Annotated in this window: 11 protein-coding genes; 5 read left to right on the top strand and 6 right to left on the bottom strand. The window is 70.5% G+C overall.

The window, feature by feature from the left end; genetic code table 11:
• Nucleotides 1-6: 6 nt before the first annotated feature.
• The 4 genes from AB0M16_RS13290 to AB0M16_RS13275 all read right to left on the bottom strand — a co-directional run bounded on the left by AB0M16_RS13290 (nucleotide 7) and on the right by AB0M16_RS13275 (nucleotide 2,483).
• On the bottom strand, nucleotides 7-582 hold the full coding sequence (locus AB0M16_RS13290; RefSeq protein WP_365342076.1) for a TerD family protein: 576 nt from the start codon (nucleotides 580-582) through the stop codon (nucleotides 7-9).
• Between the two features lie 128 nt (nucleotides 583-710).
• The gene (locus tag AB0M16_RS13285; RefSeq protein ID WP_365342074.1) at nucleotides 711-1,286 is read right to left on the bottom strand and encodes a TerD family protein; all 576 of its coding nucleotides are present in this window, start codon (nucleotides 1,284-1,286) and stop codon (nucleotides 711-713) included.
• A 159-nt stretch (nucleotides 1,287-1,445) separates the two neighbouring features.
• On the bottom strand, nucleotides 1,446-1,916 hold the full coding sequence (locus AB0M16_RS13280; RefSeq protein ID WP_365342072.1) for a peroxiredoxin: 471 nt from the start codon (nucleotides 1,914-1,916) through the stop codon (nucleotides 1,446-1,448).
• 144 nt (nucleotides 1,917-2,060) lie between these two features.
• A complete protein-coding gene (locus tag AB0M16_RS13275; RefSeq protein WP_365342070.1) occupies nucleotides 2,061-2,483 on the bottom strand; it encodes a DUF3052 domain-containing protein in 423 nt (140 codons plus the stop codon).
• Nucleotides 2,484-2,900: 417 nt separating this feature from the next.
• Between AB0M16_RS13275 and aceE the strand changes: the two genes are divergently transcribed.
• Both aceE and AB0M16_RS13265 read left to right on the top strand, forming a co-directional pair.
• The gene (aceE, locus tag AB0M16_RS13270; RefSeq protein ID WP_365342068.1) at nucleotides 2,901-5,633 is read left to right on the top strand and encodes a pyruvate dehydrogenase (acetyl-transferring), homodimeric type; all 2,733 of its coding nucleotides are present in this window, start codon (nucleotides 2,901-2,903) and stop codon (nucleotides 5,631-5,633) included.
• Between the two features lie 175 nt (nucleotides 5,634-5,808).
• Nucleotides 5,809-6,756, top strand: coding sequence for a potassium channel family protein (locus AB0M16_RS13265; RefSeq protein ID WP_365342066.1), 948 nt, complete (start codon nucleotides 5,809-5,811; stop codon nucleotides 6,754-6,756).
• Here AB0M16_RS13265 and AB0M16_RS13260 read toward each other — a convergent pair.
• Nucleotides 6,737-7,105 (bottom strand): peptidase inhibitor family I36 protein, encoded by a 369-nt coding sequence (locus AB0M16_RS13260; RefSeq protein ID WP_365342064.1) that lies wholly within the window; start codon nucleotides 7,103-7,105, stop codon nucleotides 6,737-6,739. The genes AB0M16_RS13265 and AB0M16_RS13260 overlap by 20 nt on opposite strands.
• Before the next feature lie 151 nt (nucleotides 7,106-7,256).
• On the bottom strand, nucleotides 7,257-8,882 hold the full coding sequence (locus AB0M16_RS13255; protein WP_365342062.1) for an MFS transporter: 1,626 nt from the start codon (nucleotides 8,880-8,882) through the stop codon (nucleotides 7,257-7,259).
• A gap of 126 nt (nucleotides 8,883-9,008) precedes the next feature.
• Between AB0M16_RS13255 and AB0M16_RS13250 the strand changes: the two genes are divergently transcribed.
• The 3 genes from AB0M16_RS13250 to AB0M16_RS13240 all read left to right on the top strand — a co-directional run bounded on the left by AB0M16_RS13250 (nucleotide 9,009) and on the right by AB0M16_RS13240 (nucleotide 11,984).
• Nucleotides 9,009-9,638 (top strand): TetR family transcriptional regulator, encoded by a 630-nt coding sequence (locus tag AB0M16_RS13250; protein WP_365342060.1) that lies wholly within the window; start codon nucleotides 9,009-9,011, stop codon nucleotides 9,636-9,638.
• Between the two features lie 188 nt (nucleotides 9,639-9,826).
• Entirely contained in the window at nucleotides 9,827-11,029 is a 1,203-nt protein-coding gene (locus AB0M16_RS13245) for an alpha/beta hydrolase (RefSeq protein ID WP_365342058.1), read from the top strand.
• A gap of 85 nt (nucleotides 11,030-11,114) precedes the next feature.
• Nucleotides 11,115-11,984 carry a DUF4429 domain-containing protein gene (locus tag AB0M16_RS13240; protein WP_365342056.1) on the top strand — a complete coding sequence of 290 codons (870 nt, stop codon included), beginning with the start codon at nucleotides 11,115-11,117 and terminating at the stop codon, nucleotides 11,982-11,984.
• Nucleotides 11,985-12,271 lie beyond the last annotated feature (287 nt).

The following is a 12,271-nucleotide window of genomic DNA, read 5'->3' as shown; positions in this document are numbered from 1 at the left end:
GCGGCTTTACGAAACGTTGACCCCGAAGTCTAGAGCGATGCCCCGAAGGCCGGACGCGTACCCCTGTCCGACCGCCCGGAACTTCCATTCGCCGTTGTAGCGGTAGAGCTCACCGAAGATCATCGCGGTCTCGCTGGAGGCGTCCTCGGAGAGGTCGTAACGAGCGAGCTCCTGGCCGTCCGCCTGGTTCACCACGCGAATGAAGGCATTGCTGACCTGGCCGAAGGTCTGGCCGCGGTTGTCGGCCTCGTGGATCGAGACGGGGAAGATGATCTTGTCGCACTGGACCGGCACCTTGATGAGGTCCACGATGAGCGACTCGTCGTCACCGTCACCCTCACCGGTGAGGTTGTCACCGGTGTGTTCGACGGAGCCCTCGGGGCTCTTCAGGTTGTTGTAGAAGACGAAGTACTCGTCGCCGAGCACCCGGCCCGACTGGCACAGCAGGGCGCTGGCGTCGAGGTCGAAGGGGGCTCCGGTGGTGGAGCGCGCGTCCCAGCCGAGCCCCACGAGCACCTGGGTGAGGTTGGGTGCGGCCTTGGAGAGGGAGACATTGCCTCCCTTGGCGAGCGTGACGCCCATGACGGTGGTTCCTCCCCGAGGGTTCTGCGAATGCGCGACGCGGCCACGGCGCACCGAGGCGATCGCGCGATGAGGCACGTCCGGCGCCGCACGGAGGTGCGGCGCCGGACGGGATGCGGTGCGTCGGCTCAGACGTTGACGCCGAAGTCCTGCGCGATGCCGCGCAGACCCGAGGCGTAGCCCTGGCCGACGGCCCGGAACTTCCACTCCGCGCCGTTGCGGTACAGCTCGCCGAAGACCATGGCGGTCTCGGTCGAGGCGTCCTCGGAGAGGTCGTACCGCGCGATCTCGGCGCCGCCGGCCTGGTTCACGACGCGGATGAACGCGTTGCGGACCTGGCCGAAGGACTGCTGCCGGTTCTCGGCGTCGTAGATCGAGACCGGGAAGACGATCTTGGCGACGTCGGCGGGGACGGCGGCCAGGTTGACCTTGACCTGCTCGTCGTCGCCCTCGCCCTCACCCGTCAGGTTGTCACCGGTGTGCTCGACGGAGCCGTCGGCGCTCTTCAGGTTGTTGAAGAAGACGAAGTCCCCGTCGTTGCGGACCTTGCCCGCCTCGTTCACCAGGATGGCACTGGCGTCGAGGTCGAAGTCCGTACCGGTGGTGGTGCGGACGTCCCATCCCAGACCGACGGTGACGGCGGTCAGGCCAGGGGCCTCCTTGGTCAGCGAGACGTTGCCGCCCTTGCTGAGGCTGACTCCCACGAGTCCCTCCATTGGTTTCCAGGGGCAGCGCCCCCAGTCGTGCGTTGGCATCGGATCAACGTCTGGATCCTAGTGACGGGTTCCCAGTCGAAACAGACGTTTCGCCCGAGTGTTGGCGGGCGATCGCCCTGGAGGACGCGGGAAGCGGCCGTGAGGTTCTCAGAGCGCCGCCAGGGCCTTCGCGTACTCCTCGACGTCGCGGGCGTCCGGGAGGGCGTTGACGACCGACCAGCGGACGACGCCCGTCTTGTCGATGACGAAGGTGCCGCGCACGGCGCAGCCCTTGTCCTCGTCGAGGACGCCGTAGGCGCGGGAGACCGCGCCGTGCGGCCAGAAGTCGGACAGCAGCGGGAACTCCAGGCCCTCCTGCTCGGCGAAGACGCGCAGGGTGGGGACGGAGTCGTTGGAGACGGCGAGCAGCTGGGTGTCGTCGTTGACGAAGGTGTCGAGGTCGTCGCGCAGCGCGCGCAGTTCACCGGTGCACACCCCGGTGAAGGCGAAGGGGTAGAAGAAGAGCACGACGTTCCTGCTCGCCGCGGAGTCCCCGAAGAAGTCGGAGAGCCGCACGGTGCGGCCGTGGTTGTCCTTCAGCTCGAAGTCCGGGGCCTCGGCGCCGATCTCGATCGCCATCGCGTACGCATCCCTTCGCCGACGGCCCAGCGTTGGACCGAATCGGTGAAACCCACCCTAAGGGGCGGCCGGGCGCGGGCGGGCCCGGGATGCGCAGAGCCCCCGCCGGTGCGACCGGCGGGGGCTCCGTGCAGCGTTAGGGGATCAGCGCTTCGGGGCGGCCAGGCGAGTGCCGACCCAGTCCTTGGCGACGCTGATGCTCTTGGTCTGGGAGAGACCAGCGGTCTGCGCGGCATCTTGGATGTCGCTCGGCTCGATGTAGCCGTCGCGGCCGGTCTTCGGCGTCAGCAGCCAGATGTTGCCGCCGTCCTCCAGAAGACCGATGGCGTCCACCAGGGCGTCGGTGAGGTCACCGTCCTCGTCGCGGAACCACAGCAGCACGACGTCGGCGACGTCGTCGTAGTCCTCGTCGACGAGCTCCTGGTTGATGAGGGACTCGATGCCTTCACGGAGATCGTGGTCGACGTCGTCGTCGTAGCCGATCTCCTGGACCACCTGTCCGGGCTCGAACCCCAGCCTCGCTGCCGGGTTGGTCCGCTCCTCCGCGTGGTCCGCGGTCGCGCTCACGGCTTGCCTCCTGATCATGTATCGGAAAATGCTTGGTCCGCGCGCGTACGCGCGGCGCTGGCCGTAGTCCACACGTGCCGGGGCGGATCGCGCAAGTACCCGGCCGATGAGACCGCCGAAACGGTGACGTTTGGGGCCGTCTCGCCGCAACTTCCGGCGAACACCCGTCGCGCTCCGTGACAGATCCTGCACTCTTCGCCCCGCAATGTGGGCCTCTGCGGCTTCAGTCTGCCGAACGTGCTGCCGAAACGCATGCGCGGGATGGGCGTAAGGTTGCGATTTGACCGAACAAGGCACCCCGCGGGGGTTACCCCTCGGTAAAGATGACGTTTGACGTCGGCGGGGTACACGATGGACATCCCGGCCTCAACGGGGCTCCGGTCCCCCGCGGGCTCCACCGACCAGCGAAGGAACAGCGTGGCTTCCGCATCCGATCGCAACCCGATCATCATTGGCGGCCTTCCCAGCCAGGTCCCGGACTTCGATCCCGAGGAGACCCGGGAATGGCTCGACTCCCTCGACGCCGCGGTCGACGAGCGGGGCCGTGAGCGGGCCCGCTACCTCATGCTGCGGCTGATCGAGCGGGCCCGCGAGAAGCGCGTCGCGGTGCCCGAGATGCGCAGCACGGACTACGTCAACACCATCGCCACCCGGGACGAGCCCTTCTTCCCCGGCAACGAGGAGATCGAGCGCAAGGTCCTCAACGCCACCCGCTGGAACGCGGCCGTGATGGTCTCGCGCGCCCAGCGCCCGGGCATCGGCGTCGGCGGCCACATCGCGACCTTCGCCTCCTCCGCCTCGCTGTACGACGTCGGCTTCAACCACTTCTTCCGCGGCAAGGACGAGGGCGACGGCGGCGACCAGATCTTCTTCCAGGGGCACGCCTCCCCCGGCATCTACGCCCGGGCCTTCCTCCTGGACCGGCTGGACGAGACGCAGCTCGACGCCTTCCGCCAGGAGAAGTCGAAGTACCCCCACGGCCTTTCCTCCTACCCGCATCCGCGGCTCATGCCGGACTTCTGGGAGTTCCCCACCGTGTCGATGGGCCTCGGTCCGCTCGGCGCGATCTACCAGGCCCGGATGAACCGCTACATGGAGGCGCGCGGCATCGCCGACACCTCCAAGTCGCACGTGTGGGCCTTCCTCGGCGACGGCGAGATGGACGAGCCGGAGTCGCTCGGCCAGCTCACCCTCGCGGCCCGCGAGAACCTCGACAACCTGACCTTCGTCGTCAACTGCAACCTGCAGCGGCTCGACGGCCCGGTGCGCGGCAACGGCAAGGTCATCCAGGAGCTGGAGTCCGTCTTCCGCGGCGCCGGCTGGAACGTGATCAAGCTGATCTGGGACCGCTCCTGGGACCCGCTGCTCGCGCAGGACCGCGACGGCATCCTCGTCAACAAGATGAACACCACGCCGGACGGGCAGTTCCAGACGTACGCGACCGAGACCGGCTCCTACATCCGCGACCACTTCTTCGGCGACGACCAGCGGCTGCGGGCCATGGTCCAGAACATGACCGACGACCAGATCCTGCACCTGGGCCGCGGCGGTCACGACCACAAGAAGATCTTCGCGGCGTTCTCGGCGGCCAAGGCCCACAGGGGCCAGCCGACGGTGATCCTCGCCAAGACCGTCAAGGGCTGGACCCTCGGCCCCAATTTCGAGGGCCGCAACGCCACGCACCAGATGAAGAAGCTGACGGTCGACGACCTCAAGCGCTTCCGCGACCGGCTGCACATCCCGATCACGGACAGGCAGCTGGAGGAGGGCCTGCCGCCCTACTACCACCCGGGCCGGAACTCCGAGGAGATCCAGTACATGCACGACCGCCGCAAGGCGCTCGGCGGGTACGTGCCGACCCGAGTGGTGCGCGCCAAGCCGCTGGTCCTGCCCGACGACAAGACCTACGCCGCGGTGAAGAAGGGCTCGGGCCAGCAGTCGATCGCCACCACCATGGCCTTCGTCCGGCTCCTGAAGGACCTGATGCGGGACAAGGAGATCGGCAAGCGCTTCGTGCTGATCGCGCCCGACGAGTACCGCACCTTCGGCATGGACTCCTTCTTCCCGAGCGCCAAGATCTACAACCCGCTCGGCCAGCAGTACGAGGCCGTGGACCGCGAACTCCTCCTCGCCTACAAGGAGTCCCCGACCGGCCAGATGCTGCACGACGGCATCTCCGAGGCCGGCTGCACCGCCTCGCTGATCGCCGCCGGCTCGGCGTACGCCACGCACGGCGAACCGCTCATCCCGGTCTACGTCTTCTACTCGATGTTCGGTTTCCAGCGCACCGGCGACCAGTTCTGGCAGATGGCCGACCAGCTCGCCCGCGGCTTCGTGCTCGGCGCCACCGCCGGCCGCACGACGCTGACCGGTGAGGGCCTCCAGCACGCCGACGGGCACTCGCACCTGCTCGCCTCGACCAACCCGGCCTGTCTCGCCTACGACCCGGCCTTCGGCTTCGAGATCGCCCACATCGTCCAGGACGGCCTGCGGCGCATGTACGGCCCCGAGGCCGAGGACGTCTTCTACTACCTGACGGTCTACAACGAGCCCATCCAGCACCCCGCCGAGCCGGAGAACGTGGACGTCGACGGCATCCTCAAGGGCATCCACCTCTACCGGCGCGGCGAGTCCGGGGCGATCCCCGCGCAGATCATGGCCTCCGGCGTCGGCGTGCCGTGGGCCCTGGAGGCCCAGCGGATCCTCGCCGAGGAGTGGAACGTCCGCGCCGACGTCTGGTCCGCCACGTCCTGGAACGAGCTGCGCCGCGAGGCCGTGGCCGTCGAGGAGCACAACCTGCTCCACCCGGACGAGGAGCAGCGCGTCCCGTACGTGACCCGCAAGCTCCAGGGCGCCCAGGGTCCGTTCGTGGCGGTCTCCGACTGGATGCGTTCGGTCCCGGACCAGATCTCCCGCTGGGTGCCGGGCGCCTACACCTCGCTGGGCGCGGACGGCTTCGGCTTCGCGGACACCCGTGGCGCGGCCCGCCGCTACTTCCACATCGACGCCCAGTCGATCGTGCTCGCGGTCCTCACCGAGCTGGCCCGTGACGGCAAGGTCGACCGCTCGGCGCTGAAGCAGGCCGTGGACCGCTACCAGCTCCTCGACGTCTCGGCCGCCGACCCGGGCGCCGCGGGCGGCGACGCGTGACGGTGCGGCCGTGACGGCCCGGTCGCGGCGGCGCGGCCGGCCGCAGCGGGCGCGGTCGCCGCGGCGCGGTTGCGGCAGCACGGCCGTAGCGGCGCGGCTGTAGCGGCGCGCAGGATATCTCCGCTGGTGAGGGCGGTGGGACCGATGGTCCTGCCGCCCTTCGCCGTTCCTTACGATGCCGGACATGAAGGATCGCTGGGAAGAACGCACCCAGACGCCGCTGCTGGTGCTGGCGGTGGCGTTCGGGATCGCCTACGCCGTACCCATCGTGGCGCCGGACGCCGCCCCGTGGGTGCACCGGCTGTGCACCCATGTGGAGTGGGCGGTCTGGGCGGCGTTCGCCCTGGACTACCTCGTACGGCTGGCGCTCGCGCCGTCCCGCTGGGCCTTCGTGCGCGGGCATCCGCTGGATCTGCTCGCGGTGATACTGCCGATGGTGCAGCCGCTGCGGCTGCTCAGGGTGGTCGCCACTCTCCTCCTCGTGGGCCGGCGGGCCCGGATGGCCCCGCAGATAACGCTCACCATGTACGTGGCGGGCGCGGTGATCGGGCTGATGATGTTCGGCTCGCTCGCGGTGCTGCACGTGGAGCGGGACGCCCCGAACGGGAACATCAAGACGCTCGGGGACGCGGTCTGGTGGTCCTTCACCACGATGACCACCGTCGGCTACGGCGACCACGCCCCGACGACGGGCCTGGGCCGGGTGCTCGCGGTCGGCCTGATGCTCTCCGGGATCGCCCTGCTGGGTGTGGTCACGGCGAACATCGCCGCCTGGTTCATCTCCCGCTTCGAGCGGGACGACGAGGTGGAACGCCGGCAGACCGCGCTCCTGGAGGCGCTGACCGCGGAGGTGCGGGAACTGCGGGCCGAGGTCGCGCGCCTCTCTGCCCCGCCGTCCGGCGCCCCCGACGGGGTCGAGGTCCCGGCGCCTGCCTCTCCTGTCTCGCCCGTCCCTCCTGGCTCGCCCGCCTCTGTTACCTCCCCTGCCCCTCTCGCCTCCCCTGCCCCTCTCGCCTCTCCTGCCTCTCCGGTCTCTCCGTCGGTCTCTCCGGTCTCTCCGGTCTCTCCGGTCTCTCCGGTCTCTCCGGTCTCTCCTGGGTCCGCTACCTCTCCCAGATCTTGAAGGCCCGGACCTGGTAGGGCGTCTGGGGTACCCACACCCCTCTTCCCGGGTAGGTCTCGAACTCTCCGGTCTCCGCGCACACCGGGGACTGGTACGTCGTCACCGGCCGCCCCGTGCGGTTGGCGAGCGACTGGGCGCTCGTCCCGGCCGGCAGGGCGATGCAGCTCTCGATGTCCACCGAGGCCAGCTCCTGACTCTGCGCCCGGCCCTTGAAGTCGGCCTTGGGCCACAGGCACAGCTGCCCGGGCGCGCAGGCGCCGAGGGCCGTACCGGAGGACGCGGCGCTCGCGGGCGCCACGAGAAGGGCGGTCAGGACGGCCGAGACGGCCAGAACGGTCTTCGTATTCATGCTGATGAACCCCCGTTTCGTCACTCTCTGTAATCAAGAGAATGACGGAGGCCGCCCCCGAACGGAAGGGGGGCCGCCCCCGTTCATGCGAACGGGTGACGGCCCCCTACGGGAACCCTGACGGACCGGCGACCTGGGCGACCTGGGCGACCTAGATGTGGGCCGCGCCCGCGCCCGCCTCCGCGTTCTCGCCGCGCTTGGTCAGCATGGCGACGAGGGCCGCGCCGACGGCCACGACACCGGCGACGGTGAAGGCGAGACCCATGCCCTCCATGAACGTGTCGTGGATGACCTTGCCGATCGTGGTGACCAGGTCGGGCGTCATGCCCGGCGCCTTGGCCAGCTCCGGCGGCACCATGCCGAACTCGGCCGCCTGCTCCAGGCGCGGGTCGGCGGGCACCGGGATGCCGGCGTCCTTCCAGTTGTCGGCGAAGGCGCTGGAGACCTTCGACGACATGACCGCGCCGAGCACCGCCGTACCGAGCGCGCCGCCGACCTGCATCGCGGCCTGCTGCAGACCGCCGGCGACACCCGAGAGCTCGAGCGGCGCGTTGCCGACGATGACCTCGGTGGCACCGACCATGACCGGGGCGAGGCCCAGGCCGAGCAGTGCGAACCAGAGGGACATCGCGAGCGCGCCCGTGTCCGGGGTCAGCGAGAGCATGCCGAACATGGCGGCGGCCGTGCAGACCATGCCCCCGACCAGCGGGACCCGCGGGCCGAGCTTGGTGATCAGCACACCGGCCAGCGGCGAGGAGACGATCATCATGCCGGTCAGCGGCAGCAGGGCGAGACCGCTGTCGACCGGGCTGAGCCCCTTCACGCCCTGGAGGTAGAAGGTCACGAAGAACAGGCCGCCCATGAAGGCGAAGGCCATGAGGACCATGAGGACCACACCGGCCGAGAGCGGCACGGAGCGGAACATCTGCAGCGGGATGAGCGGTTCCTTGACCTTGGTCTCCCACACGGCGAAGACGCCGAAGAGCAGCACCGCGCCGATCAGGCAGCCCCAGGTCTTGCCGCTGCCCCAGCCCCAGGACTCGCCGGCCTTGATGATGCCCCAGATGAGGGAGGCCATCGCGCCGGAGAGCAGCAGGATGCCGAGGACGTCGAAGGAGCGCGGGGCGTTCTCGGCGCGGTGGTCCTTGAGGATCACCAGGCCGAGGACGAGCGCGAGGACGCCGACCGGCACGTTGATGAAGAAGACGGACTGCCAGCTGACCTTCTCGACGAGCAGGCCGCCGACGATCGGGCCGCCCGCCGTCGAGGCGCCGATGACCATGCCCCAGATGCCGATGGCCATGTTGAGCTTCTCGGCCGGGAAGGTCGCGCGCAGCAGGCCGAGCGCGGCCGGCATGAGCAGGGCGCCGAAGAGGCCCTGAAGGACGCGGAAGGCGATGACGAGGCCGATCGAGCCCGACAGGCCGATCGCGCCGGAGGCGGCTGCGAAGCCGGCGATGCCGATGAGGAAGGTCTGGCGGTGGCCGAAGCGGTCACCGAGCTTGCCGGCGGTGATCAGCGCGACGGCCAGGGCGAGGAGATAGCCGTTGGTGATCCACTGGACCTGGGCGAGCGAGGCCTGCAGGTCCTCCTTGATGGCGGGGTTGGCGATCGCGACGATCGTGCCGTCCAGCGCGACCATCATCACGCCCACGGCGACGCTGAAGAGGGTCAACCACGGGTGACCGCGCAGTCCCTTCGCCGGGGCCGGCGTCGCGTGCGCCCGGTCGCCCCCCTGACCCTGCGGGGCCTTTTCCACGGTGGTCTGACTAGTCATGCCAGCAGGCTAATGACAGTGACTGACAATTGACAAAGCGTTTCACACGGCGGTAACTGTCACGTAGCTCACAGGTAGCCTGGCCCGGATGAAGTGGCGGAAACTCGCGGAAGTGGGGATCGATACGTGACCGTTCCCGGTCTGCGCGAGCGCAAGAAGCAGCGCACCCGCGACGCGCTGATCCGGGTCGCCCTGGAGCTCTTCACCACCCAGGGGTACGAAAGGACCACGGTCGACGAGATCGTCGACGCCGTGGACGTCTCCCAGCGCACGTTCTTCCGCTACTTCGCCACGAAGGAGGACGTGGCCTTCGCCGTCCAGCAGATGGTGGAGGAGCGGTTCGTGCACGCGCTGGCCGGCCGGCCGCCCGAGGAGGGGCCGCTCACCGCGATGCGCAACGCGGTGCTCAGCGCCTGGGACACCATCGGCGAGGCGATCGCCGAGGTCGTGCCCGTCGAGCTGTACGTGCGCACCTTCCAGGTCATCGAGTCGACGCCCGCCCTCCTCGCCGTCCACCTGCGCCGCTCCACGGAGATGGAGGAGTCCATCGCCCGCCTGATCGCCGAACGCGAGGGGCTCGACGTGGACGAGGACCCGCGGCCGCGGATCGCGGTCGCCGCCTTCAGCGGGGTGATGCGGGTGACGGGGCAGCTGTGGGGCCGCAGCGCGGACCCCACCCTGGAAGCCATCCGCGCGCTCACCGAGCACTACCTCGACCACCTGGCACCGGCCCTGGAGCCGCACTGGCGGACATGAGCCGGTCATGGGCCGTGCCCCGCAGCCGTCCTGAGTCACCGTCAGCCGTGCACCGAGCCGCCGCCAGCCCTCCGGCATGAGCTCGGCGTGCGACCGCGCGCACACAGCGTGACCGCACCCCTCCCCCCGGGGTGATCCGCGTCACTCGCCCTCCGGGCCCGCCTCGGCGCCCCCTAGGGTGGCGCCCGATGCCTTCCTTCGACTCCTCCCCCACCCTCTCCGTCTGGCGGATCCTTCTCGCGCTCGGTGTGGTGCTGGTGCTCCTCGCGACCACCGGGTGGACCACGATCCGGCATCAACGCACGCCAGGGCAGACCCGGGAGCAGGCGCTGACCGCCTGGGCGCACGACAGGGCCGGGCACCGTGCGCTGCCCGACCCGAAGGCCCCGGCCCGCGCGATCGCCGCCTTCTTCGCCGCCATAGGCCCCGTCCAGGGCGCCCGGCTCGCCGACGCCCACCCCCTCGTCGTCGGCAACCTCAACGGCGCCCCGGTGACCCTGCGCTACCGCGCCAACCGCGCGTCGCTGTCCCGCGCCCTCGCCGCCGAGCGGGGCCGGGTGGACGATCCGCGGCTCAGCGCGGACGGCCGCCACGAGGCGCTGCGCCGGGTGCACCGCTTCACCAGCCTGATGAGCCCGGACCGCCAGATCCTGGCCTTCGACCCCAACGGCAGCGGCCGGACGGCGGAGGTCCTGGGCGACCTGGACCACGCCCGGCGGGTCTCGGTGATCGTCCCGGGGGTCGACACCAATCTGCTGACCTTCCAGAAGACCGCCCGCCGTTTCTCGGCGCCCGCCGGGATGGCCGCGTCCCTGTACGCCGCCGAGCACCGGGCCGACCCCGGGGCCCGTACCGCCGTCATCGCCTGGGCCGACTACACCGCGCCCGTCGGCGTCGGCATCGAGGCGGCCATCGGACGGCTGGCCGAGAACGGCGCCGTCCGACTCGTCGACCTGACCGCCGCCCTGCCCGGCGACGCGCGCGTGAGCCTCTTCTGCCACAGCTACGGCTCCGTGCTCTGCGGGGTGGCCGCGCCCCGGCTGCCCGCTCGGGTCACCGACGTGGTCGTGGCCGGCAGTCCCGGCATGCGCGCCGAGAGCGCCGCCGACCTGCGCACCTCGGCCCGGGTCTGGGCCATGCGGGACGCCGACGACTGGATCGCGGGCGTGCCCCACCTGGAGGTCGGCGGGGTCGGGCACGGCGCCGACCCGGTCGCCCCGGAGTTCGGGGCGCGACTGCTCTCGGCTGCGGGCGCGATCGGGCACACCGGCTATTTCGAGCCGGGCACCACGAGCGTGGAGAACTTCGCCGCGATAGGGGTCGGCGCGTACGACGATCTGACCTGTGCGGACCCGGACAGCGCTTGCCTCCGTGGAATCTCCGGCGCGTGACCTGTCCCACGCGCGTAGATCACGGCGAATTTACGATGGTTGCGGAGGGGCGACGTCGGGGCATACGCCGCATACGATGAGGCGTATGGGTGATGTGCTGGCCGGAATTCATGCCACCTGGGAGTTCGAGAGCGACGCCGTCGTCATCCGCTTCGAACGGGGGATCCGCACACCGAGGCTTTTCCAGGCGCTGCGCGAACGACGCATCCCGCACGAGGCGCTGGCGTCGGTGACGCTCGCCCCGGGCAAGCGGGGCACCGTCGTGCTGCACGCCGAGCCGAGAGCGGGCGCCGATCCCCTGATGGAGGCGGCGGCCGGGCAGCTGAAGGACGGGTCCGACCCGTACCGGCTCGTGCTGCCCGCCGACCGCGAGACGCTCGCCGAGTACTACCGCGACGAGCTGCGCTCGGTCCTCAGGCCGTACGAGGCCTCGGAGCCCGCGGACCGCTTCCTGGTGGCCGCGCCGGAGGGACCGCAGTCCTTCAAGGCGTACGACGGGAAGGCGAGCTTCGACGGGAAGGGCGAGGTGGCCTTCCGCTGGTTCTGGACCGGGGCGTCCTCGGAGAAGTGGAAGGCCGGCGACCGGACCTTCCGGGTGAGCGAGCTCAGCGGCGTCGAGTGGCGCTCGCCGGAGGTCCTGGACGGCTATCTGCGGCTGGTGCCCCGGGACGGGCACGACGCCCGGCCGGAGCAGCCCGACCACGACCCCGCGTCCGTCGTCTTCGGCCTCGGGTACGGGCTGGTCCACGAGTCCCTGCCGTTCGCCGCGGCGGTGCTCGCCGCGGTCCGGGGAGCGTCCGTACGGGTGCCCGCGGCCGTTCCCGCCGCGGCGGCGACGCGGGATCCGGCGGGAGTCGCAGAAAGGATCCGCCACCTCGGCGAGCTGCACCGCGCCGGGCTCGTGACGGACGAGGAGTTCTCCAGCAAGAAGGCGGAACTGCTCGCGGAGCTGTAACCCGTGGAGCCGTGAGGGGGACGGCGTGGCGTCGCCGGGGGCGGGACCCGGCCCGGTCCGGTCCCGTCCGGCCCGGCCCGGCCGGCCGCCCGTACTCCAGTGCGGCCCGGATCCCTGGCCTCCGCCTGCCCGCACCGGCAGTACCCGAGCACCCGCCCGCGCTCCGCACCTCCGCACCTCCGCACCCCGTGCTCCATGCTCCCGACCCCCGAAGCTCGAACCCCGAACCCCGTACCTCGGTATGACCCCCCGCCGAGACCCCGGTATGACGTCCGGTCGTGCCCGCC

It is taken from the genome of Streptomyces sp. NPDC051921 (assembly GCF_040680975.1).
Taxonomy (GTDB): Bacteria; Actinomycetota; Actinomycetes; order Streptomycetales; family Streptomycetaceae; genus Streptomyces.
Note: the sequence above shows the minus strand (reverse complement) of the source record. Positions and strands in the feature narration are given on the sequence as shown.